General features: G+C 63.1%; 16 protein-coding genes. 9 read left to right on the top strand and 7 right to left on the bottom strand.

Features of this window, described 5'->3' with window-relative positions:
• Positions 1-90: 90 nt before the first annotated feature.
• Both glpX and BLR31_RS11680 read left to right on the top strand, forming a co-directional pair.
• Positions 91-1,065, top strand: a complete 975-nt coding sequence (gene glpX, locus BLR31_RS11685; RefSeq protein ID WP_425287241.1) for a class II fructose-bisphosphatase — start codon at positions 91-93, stop codon at positions 1,063-1,065.
• A 532-nt stretch (positions 1,066-1,597) separates the two neighbouring features.
• Positions 1,598-3,508, top strand: coding sequence for a DEAD/DEAH box helicase (locus BLR31_RS11680; protein WP_090596476.1), 1,911 nt, complete (start codon positions 1,598-1,600; stop codon positions 3,506-3,508).
• Between the two features lie 390 nt (positions 3,509-3,898).
• Here the strand turns inward: BLR31_RS11680 and BLR31_RS11675 are convergent, their stop codons facing one another.
• The gene (locus BLR31_RS11675; protein WP_090596473.1) at positions 3,899-4,429 is read right to left on the bottom strand and encodes a hypothetical protein; all 531 of its coding nucleotides are present in this window, start codon (positions 4,427-4,429) and stop codon (positions 3,899-3,901) included.
• Between the two features lie 187 nt (positions 4,430-4,616).
• Here BLR31_RS11675 and recJ point away from each other — a divergent pair, with 187 nt between their 5' ends.
• The 3 genes from recJ to BLR31_RS11660 all read left to right on the top strand — a co-directional run bounded on the left by recJ (position 4,617) and on the right by BLR31_RS11660 (position 9,067).
• Entirely contained in the window at positions 4,617-6,407 is a 1,791-nt protein-coding gene (gene recJ, locus BLR31_RS11670) for a single-stranded-DNA-specific exonuclease RecJ (RefSeq protein ID WP_090596468.1), read from the top strand.
• A 170-nt stretch (positions 6,408-6,577) separates the two neighbouring features.
• A complete protein-coding gene (locus BLR31_RS11665; RefSeq protein WP_090596465.1) occupies positions 6,578-7,267 on the top strand; it encodes a DJ-1/PfpI family protein in 690 nt (229 codons plus the stop codon).
• Between the two features lie 570 nt (positions 7,268-7,837).
• Positions 7,838-9,067 (top strand): SAM-dependent methyltransferase, encoded by a 1,230-nt coding sequence (locus BLR31_RS11660; protein WP_244505034.1) that lies wholly within the window; start codon positions 7,838-7,840, stop codon positions 9,065-9,067.
• A gap of 159 nt (positions 9,068-9,226) precedes the next feature.
• On the opposite strand, the gene BLR31_RS11655 is transcribed toward BLR31_RS11660, so the two are convergent.
• Positions 9,227-9,886, bottom strand: coding sequence for an outer membrane beta-barrel protein (locus BLR31_RS11655; protein ID WP_176762632.1), 660 nt, complete (start codon positions 9,884-9,886; stop codon positions 9,227-9,229).
• Positions 9,887-10,146: 260 nt separating this feature from the next.
• Between BLR31_RS11655 and BLR31_RS11650 the strand changes: the two genes are divergently transcribed.
• Genes BLR31_RS11650 through BLR31_RS11635 form a run of 4 tightly spaced genes read left to right on the top strand, consistent with a single transcriptional unit; the run spans position 10,147 to position 14,070 of the window.
• Entirely contained in the window at positions 10,147-11,196 is a 1,050-nt protein-coding gene (locus tag BLR31_RS11650) for an iron chelate uptake ABC transporter family permease subunit (protein ID WP_090596459.1), read from the top strand.
• The gene (gene fepG, locus BLR31_RS11645; RefSeq protein ID WP_090596456.1) at positions 11,193-12,245 is read left to right on the top strand and encodes an iron-enterobactin ABC transporter permease; all 1,053 of its coding nucleotides are present in this window, start codon (positions 11,193-11,195) and stop codon (positions 12,243-12,245) included. The genes BLR31_RS11650 and fepG overlap by 4 nt, the downstream gene beginning before the upstream one ends.
• Positions 12,246-12,256: 11 nt before the next feature.
• On the top strand, positions 12,257-13,105 hold the full coding sequence (locus BLR31_RS11640; protein ID WP_483145419.1) for an ABC transporter ATP-binding protein: 849 nt from the start codon (positions 12,257-12,259) through the stop codon (positions 13,103-13,105).
• Between the two features lie 11 nt (positions 13,106-13,116).
• The gene (locus BLR31_RS11635) at positions 13,117-14,070 is read left to right on the top strand and encodes an ABC transporter substrate-binding protein (RefSeq protein ID WP_143009381.1); all 954 of its coding nucleotides are present in this window, start codon (positions 13,117-13,119) and stop codon (positions 14,068-14,070) included.
• Positions 14,071-14,107: 37 nt separating this feature from the next.
• Here BLR31_RS11635 and BLR31_RS11630 read toward each other — a convergent pair whose 3' ends face one another.
• The 5 genes from BLR31_RS11630 to BLR31_RS11610 all read right to left on the bottom strand — a co-directional run bounded on the left by BLR31_RS11630 (position 14,108) and on the right by BLR31_RS11610 (position 16,477).
• Complete coding sequence (locus BLR31_RS11630; protein WP_090596448.1) at positions 14,108-14,569, bottom strand: SRPBCC family protein; 462 nt, start codon at positions 14,567-14,569, stop codon at positions 14,108-14,110.
• A 4-nt stretch (positions 14,570-14,573) separates the two neighbouring features.
• Entirely contained in the window at positions 14,574-14,969 is a 396-nt protein-coding gene (locus tag BLR31_RS11625) for a VOC family protein (protein WP_143009380.1), read from the bottom strand.
• Positions 14,970-14,971: 2 nt separating this feature from the next.
• The gene (locus BLR31_RS11620; protein ID WP_090596443.1) at positions 14,972-15,310 is read right to left on the bottom strand and encodes an ArsR/SmtB family transcription factor; all 339 of its coding nucleotides are present in this window, start codon (positions 15,308-15,310) and stop codon (positions 14,972-14,974) included.
• A 44-nt stretch (positions 15,311-15,354) separates the two neighbouring features.
• Entirely contained in the window at positions 15,355-16,110 is a 756-nt protein-coding gene (locus BLR31_RS11615; RefSeq protein ID WP_090596440.1) for an SDR family NAD(P)-dependent oxidoreductase, read from the bottom strand.
• Between the two features lie 157 nt (positions 16,111-16,267).
• Positions 16,268-16,477, bottom strand: a complete 210-nt coding sequence (locus tag BLR31_RS11610; RefSeq protein WP_176762631.1) for a DUF1127 domain-containing protein — start codon at positions 16,475-16,477, stop codon at positions 16,268-16,270.
• Positions 16,478-16,482 lie beyond the last annotated feature (5 nt).

Genomic DNA, 16,482 nt, shown 5'->3' with positions numbered 1-16,482 from the left:
AAATTTGCGCGGCGGGGGCAGGTTCGACGTTAAAGTGTCGGCGCATTTGCCCTATGGGTGGAGCGCTTGATGATTAGCGAGGACGCCAACTTGGCCGACACCAGACCAACCCCGCCGGCCACCGCCGTGGACCGCAATCTTACGCTCGAGATCGCGCGGATAACCGAGCGTGCGGCGATTGCTGCGGCCGGGTGGCGCGGCAAGGGCGACGAAATGCAGGCCGACAAGGCCGCCGTGCTGGCGATGCACGATGCGCTCAATGCTATCGATATTGCCGGACGTGTGGTGATCGGGGAGGGGCGTGACGCGGAGCTTTTGGCATTCGAGGATGCCGTGGGCACGGGCACAGGTCCGGCCATCGATGTTGCCGTCGATCCGCTGGAAGGCGTGACGGGCTGCGCCAAGAACGTCGCCGATTCTCTCAGCGTCATGGCGTTCGCCGAGCGTGATGGGCTAATGCGGGTGCCCGATGCGTATATGGAAAAGATCGCAATCGGGCGCGGCTATCCGCAGGGCATCGTCGATCTCGACCAGTCGGCGAGCGACAACATCAGGGCGCTGGCCAAGGCCAAGGGCGTTGCGGCAACCGATATCGTTGCGTGCCTGCTCGACCGTCCGCGGCATGCGTCGCTGATTGCCGAATTGCGTGAGCTCGGGGTGGCGGTGAAATTGCTGCCGGATGGGGACATCGCGGCGGTGATCCACGCGGCCAATTCGGACGACACCGGGATCGATATCTATCTCGGCTCGGGCGGCGCGGAAGAGGGCGTTCTGGCGGCGGCGGCGATGCGGTGCATGGGCGGGCAGATGCAGGGGCGGTTGATCCTCGATACGGCCGAGAAAAAGAGTCGGGCGCGCGAGCTCGGGATCAAGGATCTGGCGGCCAAGTTTACCGCCGACGAAATGGCGCATGGCGATGTGCTGTTTGCCGCGACGGGCGTGACCGATGGGAGTCTGCTGCGGGGGGTGAAGCTTTTGCCCCACAAGGTGGTGACGTCATCGGTCGTCATGCGCTCGTGGAGCCATACGACGCGGTGGATCACCGCCGAGCATGGGCGGGTGTAGCCCCGCCGTTTTTTAGCGGTCGTGCGGTCGGTGGTTGGGTTTGCCGGGGCGATGAGCCTTTGGCCCTGACTTATTTTCCAAAATCTGTTTGCGGGCAGTAGCGCCGCTGCGCATTCGGTGTCGTCCCGGTTTTAGGCCGGGATCGAGTATGCTCGGATGTTTAGGTGGGCATCGAAGGTGTCGACTGACGCGCAGCATGCCGGGTCCCGCGTCTTCGCCCGGGATGACGGGGGTTTGCGGGGTTAGCAGCGGTGGGCCGGGTCGATGGATTGCGGTGGTCGGCGAACCGTCATTATTGGGCTTGGGGGTGCTGCATGGGCCCTCGGGTCAAGCCCGAGGGTGACGGTTGGGTAAAGGGCTGGCGGACGTGATGCGAGGCGCTAGATGACGCCGTCGCGGATCATGGTTCGTTTTGACGGAACCGAAGGGTTCTGAAAGGGGCGGCCTGCGCCTCACGCATGGGCAATGCGCGCCAGGGCGCTGGCCGAATGGCGCCGGGGCTGTTATACGGCCCGTTCACAGAGACCCCGAAATGACACAATCTACAAATGACACCCCGGCAGGTTTGCCGGACACAGTCCATGCCGCCCTTTCTCCTGCACTGGCGGCACAGGGCTATACGCAGCTTACACCCGTGCAGCTGGACATGCTCGACGATGCGCATGCCGACGCCGATCTTTTGGTGTCCGCGCAGACCGGATCAGGCAAGACCGTTGCCTTCGGCATCGCGATCGCTTCGACGCTGCTTGGCGATGCCGAGCAGTTTGGAGCCGCCGAACTGCCGCTCGGGCTGGTGATCGCGCCGACGCGCGAACTGGCCCTGCAGGTGCAGCGTGAACTCGACTGGCTTTATGGCAAGGCCGGCATCCGCATCGCCACATGCGTTGGCGGTATGGACATGCGCACCGAGCGGCGCACGCTTGACCGTGGCGCCCATCTTGTCGTTGGAACGCCGGGCCGGTTGCGCGACCACATCACCAAGGGCGCGCTTGATCTGAGCGACATGCGGGCCGTGGTGCTCGATGAAGCCGACGAGATGCTCGATCTGGGCTTTCGTGAAGATCTTGAATTCATTCTGGCGGCAGCGCCCGAAGAGCGGCGTACGCTGCTGTTTTCGGCCACTGTGCCGCGCGCCATTGCCGAACTGGCCAAGAAATTCCAGCGCGATGCCGTCCGCGTTACCGCAACGGCGGCGACCGAACAGCATGCCGATATCGAATATCGCATGACGCTGGTACGGCGCGACGAAGGCGAGCACGCGATCATCAACACGCTGCTGATGTCGGAGAGCAAGAGCGCGCTGGTCTTCTGCCACACGCGCGAGGCTGTGCGGCATTTGACGGCGCGGCTGGCCAATCGCGGGTTTTCCGTCGTGGCGCTGTCGGGCGAGCTGGCGCAATCGGAGCGCTCGAGCGCGCTGCAAGCCATGCGCGACGGGCGCGCGCATGTGTGCGTCGCGACCGACGTTGCGGCACGCGGCATCGATTTGCCGAACCTCGATCTGGTGATCCACGCCGATCTGCCGACCAATCCGGCAACGCTTCTGCACCGTTCGGGCCGTACAGGCCGCGCCGGGCGCAAGGGCGTTTGCGTTCTGATCGTGCCAGAGCATCGCCGCAAGGCGGCAGAGCGGGTTCTGGGCTTTGCCAAGCTGAGCGCGACAGTGGCGCCGGCGCCGACCATCGCCGAGATCGAAGCGCGTTATCGCGCCCAGATCCTGGCGGCGGGCATGGATGCCGCCGAGCCTGACGAGACCGAAGCCGAGTTCGTTGCCGAACTGGTGGCCAAAGTGCCGGCCGAAAAGCTGGCGACGGCCTTTTTGCGCCAGCAGATGGCGCTGCGGCCGGTAGCCGAAGAGGTGTCGCAGGTCGATCCCTCCATGCCCTCCAAGGCACGGCGCAAGGATAAGGGCTTTGAGCGGAGCGAGCCGCGCGAATTCGCCGAGCGTCCGGCCCGCGGGCCCGATATGGTCGGCGGGGTATGGTTCACGCTCTCGCTGGGGCGCAAGCATCGCGCCGACCCCAAATGGCTCCTGCCGATGATCTGCAAGGCGGGCGGGGTGACCAAGCGCGAAGTCGGCTCGATCAAGATCGACGAGAACGAGACGCGGTTCGAGATTGCCAGCGATGCGGCCAATGCGTTCGCGCAGCAGGCTTTGAACCAGCGCTTGGAAAAGGGCGTGACGATCAGCCGGGTGGATGGCAAGACCGCGTGGTCGCCTGCGGGCCAGCCCAAGCACAAGGGCAAGGCGCCGTATAATCCCGAATTTGCGGATGCAGCGCCGAGCAGGCCCAAATACAAGCCTGCTGGGGCGGAAGGTGCGCCGGGCAAGCCCAAGTTCAAGGGCGCCAAGCCCGATGGGGCACCGAGCAAGCCGAAATACAAACCCAAGACCGATGGCGGAAACGGCAAGGTTTATAAAAAGCCCAAGCCGAAGAAGTGATGCGTCCGCGCGTTCGATGAGCGTTGCCGCTGGCCCCCCCCGGGAATAAATCCCGGGGTGACGGTCGGGGGGCGTTCCCCAGGTCTCAATGACGTGGGGCGCGTTTGAGCGCTGACTGTTGTGAACACCGATCGCGGTGACCATCGGCGCGCAAGCAGCCACTATTGTCGTCCCGGGCGAAGATTCGGGATCCAGTATGCTCGGTGGTGATATTATCGACGGCGGTCGCCAATTGGTTCGGAGCATACTCGGTCCCGGCTCAAGGCCGGGATGACGGGGTGGGGTGTCGCGGGATTTTACCCACTCAGCGGGCCTGTTCGCCCAACCTTTTCGCCTAATGTGAGAGGGAAAAGGCCGGGGGAACTCTGTGCATCGCGTCTGTCCTAGCGCTTAGAGCCCCATCACGGCCCGGGTGCGTTGTTCGGCGGAATCGCCGGCGGCGATGATTTCGGCTTCGGTGCGGCCGAGGGCGCGGGCGGCTTCTTCGGCGGTGTTGCGGACGTTGGTGACGACCTGAAGCTTTTGGGCGTCGGTCATGTTGTCGTCGCGCACTTCGGCGGCGTTTTCAACGAGCGCATCGATCTGGGTGGCGAGGGCATCGGACGCGGTGTCCACGCTGTTGCTGATCGAGTCCATGGCGTTGTTGCCCATTTCGACGAGGTTGTCGCCGGCCTGCTGGGTGTCTTCCATGATCGATTCGAACGTCTGCTGAGCCTCGGCCTCGATCTCTTCGCGGCGCTGCTGCAATTCCTCGGGCGACATCACCTCATCGGTCGTGTCGATGTCTTCGACAGCTTCGGACGCGGTGTTGGGATTGCCGGCATCGGGATCGGGAACGGCAGGGGCCTCGGTGCGGTTTTCGCACGCGGCGAGTGCCAGCATCGAGACGGCGGCAAAAGGCAAAAGCAATTTAGCGTTCATGGACAAACCCTCGAAATAAATGGTGCCCTTGCGGGCCTATAGCCGCAAAACGGGGGAAGGACCGTGTCAGTTCCCATATGCGACGGCGTGGCGCGCAGATGGGCGGCAATCGCGGCAAAGATGCGGCGTGTGCGCCGGTGCCGTTTGGCTATCGATCTTGTGCGGCGGCGCAGATATAGGTCGGGGCATGAAACTTGAAACCGAAGCCTTTTTGGGCGTTGAAAAATCGGTCACCGGCAAGCGCTGGATCGACAGGCTCGACCCCGCCGCGACGCGCATGGCCGGGGCGATCAGCCAGCAGACGGGGATGTCGGAAATCCTTGCGCGGATCATCGCAGCGCGTGGGGTGAGCGTCGAGGCCGCCGAGAGTTTTATCGCGCCCTCGATTCGCGAATTGATGCCCGATCCCTCGACGCTGGCGGGCATGGATGGGCTGGCCGAACGGCTGGCGGATGCGATCATGGGCAAGGAGACGATCGGCCTGTTCGGCGACTATGACGTCGACGGCGCGTCTTCGGTGGCGTTGATGCTGCGCTATCTCGGCCATTTCGGCATCGACGCGCCGTTCCACATTCCCGACCGGATTTTTGAGGGCTATGGGCCCAACAACGCGGCGATGGAGAGCCTTGTCGCAAAAGGCGCCGGGCTGATCGTGACGCTCGATTGCGGCACGGCGAGCCATGGGCCGATTACACACGCGCGCAATCTCGGGGTGGATGTGCTGGTGATCGACCACCATCTGGCGCCGGCGCAACTGCCCGACGCCGATGGGTTGGTCAACCCCAACCGGCGCGACGACATTTCCGGGCTGGGCTATCTCTGCGCGACGGGCGTTGCGTTCATGGTGCTGGTGGCGACCAATCGGAGCCTGCGCCAGCGCGGGGTTTCGGGCCTGCCCGATCTGATGGCGATGCTCGATCTCGTGGCGCTGGCGACGGTGTGCGATGTGGTGCCGCTGATGGGGCTGAACCGGGCATTCGTTACGCGCGGGCTCGAAGTCATGCGAGCCGGGGGCAATGTGGGGCTGTCGAGCCTGGCGATCGCCGCGCGGGTGTCGGGGCCGCTCAATGCGTATCAACTTGGCTTCATGCTCGGGCCGCGCATCAATGCGGGGGGGCGGATCGGCGATGCCGGGCTCGGCGCGCGCCTGCTCTCGACCGCTGACGAATATGAGGCGCTGACGCTGGCGCAGCGGCTCGATGAACTCAATGGCGAGCGCCAGCGGATCGAGGTCGCGGCTGTCGAGCAGGCTGTGGCGACGGCTGAAATGGAGATTGGCGACGGGCCGGGGCCGGCGGTGCTGGTGACGGCTTCGCCCGATTGGCATCAGGGCATCGTCGGGCTGGTCGCGGCGCGGTTGAAAGAGCGGTTCGGGCGCCCGGCCTTTGCCATTGCGCTGGGGGCAGACGGCGGCGGGACCGGATCGGGGCGCTCGATCCCCAAGGTCGATCTGGGCAAGGCCGTGATCGACGCGGTCAATGGCGGGCTTTTGGCCAAGGGCGGCGGGCACGCCATGGCGGCGGGCGTGACGCTGGCGCCGGGGCAGCTGGGGCCGTTCCGGCAATATATGGTCGATACGCTCGCCGACGATGTTTTCGCGGCGCGAGCATCGGACGGGTGCAAGATCGACGCGGCGCTGACGGCGCGGGGCGCAAACCCCGATTTCGTACGCACGGTGGAGCAGGCCGGGCCGTTCGGGGCCGGCAATTCAACCCCGGTCTTTGCCTTTCCGGCCCATCAGGTGAAATTCGCCGAAATCGTCGGCGCCGGTGGGCATGTCCGCTGCACGATCGGTTCGGGCGACGGCGCGAATTTAAAGGCCATCGCGTTTCGGGCGGCAGGATCGCCGCTGGGCGAAGCGCTGCTGAAGGCGCGCGACGGGCAAAGGCTGCACGTGGCGGGGACGCTGAACATCGACCATTGGCAGGGGCGCGAGAGCGTGCAGCTGAGGGTTATTGATGCGGCGGTGCCGGGGTAGGGGTGGGGCGTGATCGACGGGTCTCTTCGTCGTTCTCGCAGTGTATAATTTAAAGCGATGATACTTGCGCGGCCGCAGCTTTTTGAGATCTCTTGGTTTCCGTCTAGCCGTGCAGTTGTCGAACAGTGGACTATCGAGCCCCATTCAAGATCGCCCGAGGGACAAGTGTCATGCAAATCGGTTTTGTTCTATTCCCCAAGCTGACCCAACTTGACCTAACTGGCCCTGCGGAGGTTTTTTATCGGGTGCCAGGTGCTTCGGTTCACTTGCTGTGGAAATCTCTGGAGCCTGTTTCTTCGGACCGTGGAATGTCGATTTTGCCAACCAGGCTCTTCGATGAATGCACCTCGCTCGATCTCATCTGCGTACCGGGAGGACCAGGGCAGATCGACCTTATGAGTGATGAGCAGACTTTAGATTTTCTTCGTCGGATTAGTCCCGAGTGCAAGTTGGTGACCTCCGTCTGCACTGGCTCATTGGTGCTCGCTGCGGCGGGTCTATTGGAAGGATATCGGGCGACTTGCCACTGGTCTTCCATTGATCAGCTTGAGTTGCTGGGAGCGATTCCGATTGCAGAACGGGTTGTTAAGGACCGAAATCGTGTGACAGGAGCGGGTGTGACGTCGGGGATCGACTTCGCTCTCACCGTTGTCGCTGATCTTATGGGCGAAGAAATCGCGCAGGAGATACAACTGCAAATGGAGTATGATCCGGCTCCACCATTCGCTGCTGGATCCCCGCGCTCAGCTCCGCAAAAGCTTGTCGAGGCTACCCGCGATAAGCTTGCGCCCTTCATAAGCAAGCGACGAATGGCGACCAAACAAGCGGCTGCACGTTTGCAAGAGCGAAGCATGGGCTAAAGGCCGCCGTTCCGTTTCTCACTGCTAACCACACCCCCTCCCGTCATCCTCGGGCTTGACCCGAGGACCCAGTAGCGCGTGCGATTGAACGCGGGGGTTTCGTCGATGTGGTCGCATCGGCGTATGTGGGTGGGGCGGCGCTGGATGGGCCCTCGGGTCGAGCCCGAGGGTGACTGTGGGATGGGGCGGCGAGCGGATGCAAATAGGGTCCGGCGTGGGCGGCTGGAAGCTCGGATCAAGTCCGGGGGTGACGGTCGGAGCGCAACTGCCTGGTTTGGTGCAGATTTGATGCGGTTGAGGCAGGATCATAGGTTGGTGGTGGGGCGAGCAGGCATTGAAGCCTAACCAAATCCACCCTCGTCATCCTCGGGCTCGACCCGAGGACTTAGCAGGCGAGGTGGCCCTGGCGCTGACGATGACGTCAGACAAGGCCACCGCCCCCGCTTGCATCCCACCCCATCGCCGCTAAAATCTCCGGCGGTTTCGATAATCCGAAACCATGCGGGCGACGTAAGCGTATATGTTGTCAGTGAGATAGGGCGCCAGAGGGCGCGGGAGACGTTAGAGATTATGAGCCAGACCGCCTTCGAGCATCAGCAGCCCCAGATTGGACTGGGGACGCGGATCAAATCCTTGCTGCTCGAAAAGCTCGGCTCGGCGATGGTGGGCATGCCGCGGCATGGCGCGATTACGGTGACGCTGCCGAGCGGGCGGACGCGGACGTTGGGGGATCCGAAATCGGGGCTGCACGCGTTCCTGCGGCTGAAAAATTTCAAGGTGCTCAAGGCCGCGATGCGCCGGGGCACGCTCGGGTTCGCCGAGGCGTATATGCAGGGCGATATCGAGATCAAGGATCTGACGACGCTGTTTAGGTTCTTCCTTTTGAACCGCGAAGTGTTCTTCAAGGCCAATCCAGGGATTTTCCAGCGCGCGGCGCATGATCTGGCCTGGCACATGTCGCGGCCCAATACCAAGGAAGGCAGCCAGAAAAACATTTCCGAGCACTATGATCTCGGCAATGATTTCTATGCCGAATGGCTCGACCCTTCGATGACCTATTCCTCGGCCTATTTCGCCGGGCAGGATATTGCGCTCGAGGAAGCCCAGCGCGCCAAATATCAGCGCATCATGGTGATGGCGGGGATTACGCGCGGCAGCCATGTTCTGGAAATCGGCTGCGGCTGGGGCGGGTTTGCCGAAATGGCGACGCGGAGTGGCGCCAATGTTCGGGGGATTACGCTCTCGCGCGAGCAGCTCAAATATGGCGTCGACCGGCTGGAGCGGCAGGGTCTGGACGATCTAGGCACGCTGGTGTTCGAGGATTATCGCGATACGCGCGGGGCGTTCGACCATGTGGTGTCGATCGAGATGATCGAGGCGGTGGGCGAGGAGCACTGGCCCGACTATTTCAGGACGGTGCATGATCGGCTTAAGCCCGGCGGGACGGCGGCGATCCAGGCGATTACCATCGCCGAGCCCGACTTCCCCGACTACAAGGCGCATCCCGATTTCATCCAGCGCTATGTGTTTCCCGGTGGCATGCTGCTGACCAAGACGGTGATGAAGGACGTCGCCGAAAAGGCCGGCCTCGTGCTCGAGCAGGTGGACAATTTCCGGCTCGATTATGCCAAGACGCTGCGGCTGTGGCGCGACGCGTTTCTGGAGCGCTGGCCGGTGATCGAACAGCTCGGCTATGACGAGATATTCAAGCGCAAATGGCTGTATTATCTGAGCTATTGCGAGGCGGGGTTCGCCGAGGGCACGATCGATGTTGGGATTTACCAGTATCGGCGGGTTTAAGGCGCGCAGAGGCGCCTAGATCGTTGGCTTTAGCCGGCGCTACTGGGTCCTCGGGTCGAGCCCGACGATGACGGTGGTGTGGGTGAGGCGCTGGGCTCACCATCTTGTACCGCGGGCAAAGAAAAACCCCGGGCGGTGAGGCCCGGGGTTTTGTAGCGCTTAGAAGTGGAAGTTGATGCCGGCGCGGGCGGTGTGGGCGCTGGCGTCGACGTTTCCGGTGGAGAGTTCAAGGTCGCCGAAGCCGACATAGAGGTATTCGGCCTTGAGCGAGAGATTGTTCGCGGCCATGGCCTCGATACCGGCGCCAGCGGCCCAGCCCCAGCCATATTCGGATTCCGAAATGGTCGGGCCGGCGGCGGTTTCGAGTTTGGAGCCGACGTCGCCGAAGGCGATACCGCCGGTGACGTAAGGCATGATGCCGCCGACATCGAAGCCTGCACGTCCACGCACTGTGCCGAAGTGATTGATGCCGACGGTGAGTTCGTCGCCGCCGATCAGGGTTTCGCTTTCGCGTGCGCCCGAGAGCTGGTAATCGCCTTCGACGCCGACGACGAGGCCACCGAGATCGGCGTTATAGCCGGCCTGTACGCCGCCCATGAAGCCTTCGATATTCTGATCGGCGGCATTGTCTGGCGCATATTCGCCGCGGCTGTAGCCGGCATTGCCGCCAGCGTAGAACCCGCCAAAGCCGGAGCTCGGCGCGCCGAAGCTCGGGGCATAGGGGCCGTAAGAGGGGGCCGTGCCGAGCGCGTCTGCTGCGCTGGCCTGGCCGAGCAAGAGGGCCGAAATCGCGGCCGCTGTGATGACCGTCTTAAGCATTTGGGGGGACTCCATACATACCCATAAGCATCAAGGTTTTCTGCCCAAACAGTTTCCGAAATATTGACGAAATGGAAAAACTTGAGCGCTTTCCACCGGGCGGCGCGCAAAGGCGCGGGGGCGGGGCGATTCCGTTTCGTTCAAGAGAGCGTGAGTGGTGAGTGCAAGGGTCACAGCGCCTTATGCAAGCTAACTTGACTGGCGCAATCATAAAATATAGCTAGGGCCGATCCGCCGTTTGAGCCGGAGCGCTAGCGCCCGTGACATCCATCGCCGAACACAGCCAAGCCACAAGGCGCCCCGGCGTTGCCGCGAGCAATGCGGCGCGCGCGCTTGGACTTTTGGCGTGTCTGAGTGTGCTGGGGATCGTGGTGCTGGCGAGCATCGCGATCGGATCACGCGACATCGCGCTGCCGGTGGTGATCGATGCGCTGTTTGCCTATGACGATTCCAATGATCACGCGATCATCCAGAGCCTGCGCCTGCCGCGCACGCTGCTGGGGCTGCTGGTTGGGGCGGGACTGGGGATTTCGGGCGCGCTGATCCAGGCGCTGACGCGCAATCCACTGGCCGACCCCGGAATACTGGGGGTGAATGCCGGCGCGACGTTTTTCGTTTTGATCGCGGTTGGCTATTTCGGGCTGACGTCCTTGCAGTCTTACATCTGGTTTGCCTTTGCCGGGGCGGTGATCACCACCGTGGCGGTCTATCTGGTCGGCTCCACGGGACGACGGGGCGCGACGCCGGTGTCGCTGACCTTGGCCGGGGTGGCCATCGGCGCGATATTGGGGGGCGTTTCGACCGCCTTGACGCTGCTCAACCCGTCGGCTTTCGATCGCATGCGGTTTTGGAGCGCCGGGGCGTTGAGCGGGGGAACCTATGAGGCGGTGGTGACTGTCGCGCCGTTCATTGTCGTTGGGCTGGCGCTGGCGGCGATCGTCGCGCGACCACTCAATGCGGTAGCGCTGGGCGACGATCTGGCGCGTTCGCTTGGCGCCAATATCGTGCGCGTGCGGACGATCGTGGTGGTCGCGGTGACGCTTCTGGCGGGCGCGGCGACGGCAGCGGCAGGGCCGATCGGGTTCGTCGGGCTGATGGTGCCCCATGTGGCGCGGTGGGTCGTGGGGCCGGATCAGCGTTGGATCATGGCCTATACCATGGTGCTCGCGCCGGTGCTGCTTTTGGTGTCCGACATCGTGGGACGCATCATCATGCGGCCGGGCGAAGTGCAGGTGGCGATCGTCACGGCGTTCATCGGTGCGCCGGTGCTGATCATGCTGGCGCGGCGGCGCAGGGTGAGCGGGCTATGAGCGCCATCGATTTCGGCCGTCCAACCCGCGTGGTGCGCCTGTTCGACGGGCGGTTGACGTTTCGGTTGGATATGAAGGTGACGGGGCTGGTGGCGCTGATGGTTGCCATCGCGCTGGTCCTCACGCTTTTGACGCTGGCGAGCGGGGAATATCAGGTGCCGCTCGGCGAGGTCCTCGGGGCGCTGCTCGGGCAGGCCGAGGGGCGCGTGCATATGGTTGTCGTCGAATGGCGGTTGCCGCGCGCGCTGCTGGCGCTGGTTTTTGGCGCGGCGCTGGGAATGAGCGGGGCGATCTTCCAGTCGCTGACGCGTAACCCTCTGGGCAGTCCCGATGTGATCGGTTTCAACGCCGGCGCTTATAGCGGCGCGCTGATCGTGATCATCGGATTTTCGGGCAATTACTATCAGATCGCCGGCGGCGCGCTCGCCGGAGGGATCGCCACGGCACTGGCCGTTTATGGCCTGGCGTGGCGGCAGGGCGTGCAGGGGTTTCGGCTGATCATCGTCGGTATCGGGCTTTCGGCCATGCTGACCTCGCTCAACACCTGGCTGATGCTACGCGCCGATCTCGAGGTGGCGATGACGGCCGCGGTGTGGGGCGCGGGGTCGCTGAACGGTCTGGGGCTGGATAAATTTTGGCCCTCGCTGATCGTGCTCGCGCTGATCGTGCCGCTGGTGCTGATGCTGGAGCGGCCCATGAAACAGCTTGAAATGGGCGACGATGCGGCACGGGCGCTGGGTACGCGGGTCGAGCTGGTGCGGCTGTCGCTACTTGTGCTCGGTGTGGCGCTGACGGCGACGGCCACGGCTGTGGCCGGGCCGATTGCGTTCGTATCGCTCGCTGCGCCGCAGATCGCACGGCGGATTACGGGGGCTGCAGGTGTGGCGCTGATCCCGTCGGCGGCTGTGGGCGCTGTGCTGCTCGTCGCGGCCGATTTTCTCGCGCAACGGGCGTTCGCGCCGACGCAATTGCCGGTGGGCGTCGTGACCGTCTGCATAGGCGGCATCTATTTCGTCTGGCTGCTGGTGCGGGAAGCGCAGCGGCAATGAGTGGTGACCCAGTGAACAGACATATCGATCCCGCAACGCTGGCCGGGTCCTCGCGGCTGTCGGTGCAAAACGCAACCATCGGTTACGACCAGCGGGTAATCTCACAGCAACTCAGCGTCGATATCCCCGACAAGGGATTTACGGTGATCGTAGGTGCCAATGCGTGCGGAAAGTCGACGCTGCTGCGAGCGCTGTCGCGGCTGATCCAGCCTTCGGAGGGGCAGGTGATGCTCGATGGCAAGGCGATTTCGCATTATCCCGCCAAGGAAGTGGCGCGGCGACTGGGGTTGTTGCCGCAGACGTCCATTGCGCCCGACGGGATCACGGTGGCGGATCTCGTGGCGCGCGGGCGCTATCCACATCAGAAATTCATCCGCCAATGGTCGGTCACCGACGAAGAAGCGGTGATGGGGGCGATGGAAGCGACCAAGATCACCGAGCTGTCGCACCGGCTTGTCGACGAGCTGTCGGGCGGGCAGCGCCAGCGGGTGTGGGTGGCGATGGTTCTGGCGCAGCAGACGCCGATGCTGCTGCTTGATGAGCCGACGACCTATCTCGATATCGCCCACCAGATCGAGCTGCTCGAACTCCTGAGCGGGCTGAACAGGGCGGCGGGGCACACGGTGGTGGCGGTGCTGCACGACCTCAATCACGCCTGCCGTTATGCCACCCATATCATCGCGATGCGGGAGGGGCAGATCGTGGCGGAAGGCGCGCCGGCCGAGATCGTCACCGCCGATCTCGTTGAACAGGTGTTTGGTCTGCCCTGCATCATCATCAATGACCCATTGGCGGGAACGCCGATGATCATCCCCCGTGGCTCGATCCCTCACGTCGACGCCGTTTCCCTATCGACCTAAGGAGTTTTGACGTGAATCGATTGATGAAGTCCGGCGCATTGGCCCTTGTTGCCGCTGCGCTTTGTGCCTCCGTGGCTATCGCCCAGGAGTGGAGCTTTACCGACGCTGCCGGCAATACCGTGACGCTCGACAATCCGCCCGAACGGATCGTTGCGTTTTCGTCTTCGGCGGCTGGGCTGATGCAGTTCGGGATCGAACCGGTGGGTGTGTTCACCGACGAAAGCGCCTCTGACAAGAGCCTTGCCGAGTTCGAGCTCGATGGGATCGAAGTGATCCGCACGGCCTGGAACCAGCTGCAACCCGAAAGCCTTCTGGCGCTCGATCCCGATTTGATCGTCACCGAATGGTGGCCGCGTACCGACGGCTATAGCGGTGGCGACCAGATGGGTCCCGAGGGCCAGTTCGCCAGCGTCGCGCCGATCATCGGCATCGAGCAGGGGGGCTCGGTCCTGGAGATTATCGAGCGTTATGGCGCGCTTGCCGAGGCGCTGGGCGCCGATCTGAATGCGCCGGAAATTGTCGCCGACCGCGAAGCCTTTGAGACGGCGCGTGCCGCGTTTGCGGAGGCCGCCGCCGCCAACCCGGGGCTGAAGGTCATGGCCGCGTATGCCAGTGAAGATAGCCTGATGGTGGCTGCGCCCTCGGGGTCGGCAGAGCTTCAGGATTTCACCAATTGGGGGCTGGACGTGGTCGTTCCGGACGCGCCGGAAGGCGAGTACTGGAGCGTTCTGAGCTGGGAGAACGCCGATATCTATCGCACTGACGTCCTGCTCTTGGACGACCGCAGCGGTGACGACATGCGAGCCACCGTCGACGCACAGCCGCTTGCGGCGCGTATGCCGTCCGTTGCCGCAGGGCAGGTCGGGGATTGGCCGGCCTGGTGGATCAGGACCTATGGCTCCTACACCGCTGAACTCGAAGAGTTGACGGCGCTGATCGAGAGCGCTGAAGTCGTGACGGAATAAAGTTCAGGGGCGGTTTTCGGACCGCCCTCTCTTATGGTCAGGCTTCGACGGCGTGCCCCAGCGCGACGAACATGAGGTTCCAGCCGTGTTCACTGGTCTGGGTCTCGTCTTCGGGCAGATTCTCGAGCTCGGAAGCGATATCGCCACCCGATTGAGTAAAGACCATCACGGTCTCATCGCCGTCCTGGGACAGCTCGACGGTTATCGTGTCGCTGTTGGGCGAGAATTGAGGCATGGCGAAAGTGAAGACGATCCGATGCGGGGGATCGAGTTCGAGATACTCCCCGAGCGCCGTATAGGTGATGCCTTCGCGCACATCGGTGATCGTCCATTTGCCGCCGACGCGGGCGTCGATCTCGGTGGAGTTGGAGTCACTCGCGGATGATGTGAACAGCCATGTGCGTGTTACGCGCGGATCGAGCCAGGCATTATAGACGCGTTCGATTGGTGCCTTGTAGCGGCGCGTCATGCGCAGGAAGCGGTCGGGAGCCCGGTTCATGATCTCACGCCAGGTTGAGTTGCCAGGTGATGCCGAAGCGATCGCCGACCCAGCCAAAGCGGGTTGAAAAGCCGTAATTGTCGAGCGGCATATAGGTCTGGCCGCCCTGTTCGAGCGCTGTGAACAGGCGGTCCTGCTCGGTGGCGTCGGCGCAATCGATCCAGAAGGACATCGACGGCGTGAAGGTAAAGCCGTGGCTGACAAAGCTGTCCGAGAACATCACGTTCTGGCCGTTTATGGTAACGAGCGCAGAGATGATCGTGCCCTCCGGGCCGGGACCGTCGGGGCCGTATTTGCTTATGTGGACGATTTCCGAATTTGGAAAAAGGCTGGTGTAGAGATCGATCGCCTCGCCCGCCTTGCCTTCAAACATCAGGAACGGGGTCATCGTTTTGGCCATAATCATTTCTCCTCCGGTTCGGCGGTCAGGATGGCGTCGAGCCTGTCGAATTTATCGCTCCAATAGGTCTGGTAGAAGCTGAGCCAATCGGTGGCGGCGGCTAACGGCTCGGCGTTGAGTGCGCAGATATGGGTGCGGCCCTCGACGCGCCGCGTGACGAGCCCGGCGCCCTCCAGTACGCGCACATGCTTAGAGGCGGCGGGAAAGCTCATGACAAAAGGGGACGCCAGCTCCGACAGCGACCGCTCATGCGCCGCGAGGCTGCGCAGCATCGCGCGGCGCGTCGGGTCGGCCAGCGCCTGAAAGATCGTATCGAGCTGCGGATCAGAACGTAAAACCATAAGGTTTAGTATCAACGCAGGGCGTTGATGACAAACCGAATGGTTTAGTTTTGTTTGTCGTCCGCGATCAGGCGCTTCATCAGGGCGAAAAAGATCGGGTAGGGCAGGAAACGGAGCGCTTTGAGGATGAGCACGAAGGGCAGGGGGAAGGCAATTTCGAACTTTGTGGTGTTGAGCAGCCCGTCGGCTATGGCTTTGCCGGCATCTTCGGCTTCCATGAGGAAGGGCATGGGGAAGTCGTTTTTCGCCGTGAGGTCGGTCTTGACGAAGCCCGGGCAGATGAGGCGGACAGCGATGTTGTCGCGCGCCAGTTCGGTGTGCATGGTTTCGGCCAAGGTGATCATCGCCGATTTGCCTGAGGAATAAGCGGCAGAGCGCGGCAGGCCGAAATAGCCGGCGACCGAGGCCACGAGCGCGATCTCACCAAACCCCTGCTTGCGCATCTGGGCGATCAACGGATCGAGCACCCGCATGGCGCCCAAAAGATTGGTGTCGATCACCTTGGCGTAGGATTCATAATCGTACTGGCCGGGCTTTCCGGGCTCCCACGCCGCGACGGAAAAGATCATCAGGTCGATCTTGCCCAGATCGCCGACGATCTTGCCGATTGTAGCTTTGACGGCATCGACATCGGTGACGTCCAGCGGGTAGGGTCGAGCGCCGTGGCTTGCCGACAGCGCATTAAGCGGGCTCTCGCGGCGACCCGAGATGGCGACCGTCCAACCGCGTTTGCTCAATTGCTTGACGGTTTCCGCGCCGATGCCTGAACCACCGCCCAATACCCATGCGATCTTTGCCATCCGACGCCCCTTGCCATGATTGTTTATCAATCCACTACGGAACGGACGGCGGGTGGATCAGGTTGCGTCGGGCTGTTTGCGCGCTGGGAGCAAACGAAGCGTGTTGTCGCGCTCGCATGGTAGTGAGGGGTCTCAGCTATTTGCCAACAGTCATTGATCAGTCTGCATCGGGCAGGATTGGGCGCCAGAACGGTTTTCGCGCTTCCTGCGCCGTGGTGGTGCAGTTGAGGCCCATATCCTTGAGGGCGTGCGCGCCAAGGCGCCCAAGATGGCGGCGGTCGTCTGCGCGGCGTCGCCAGACTGCGATTTGATTCATTAGCCGACGTAAGGCAAGATAGTCTCGGATAGAGCGGCTGATCGGCTGCATGACAC

The organism is Pelagibacterium luteolum, from assembly GCF_900100665.1.
GTDB classification, from domain to species: domain Bacteria; phylum Pseudomonadota; class Alphaproteobacteria; order Rhizobiales; family Devosiaceae; genus Pelagibacterium; species Pelagibacterium luteolum.
This window is presented reverse-complemented; position numbering and strand designations above follow the sequence as displayed.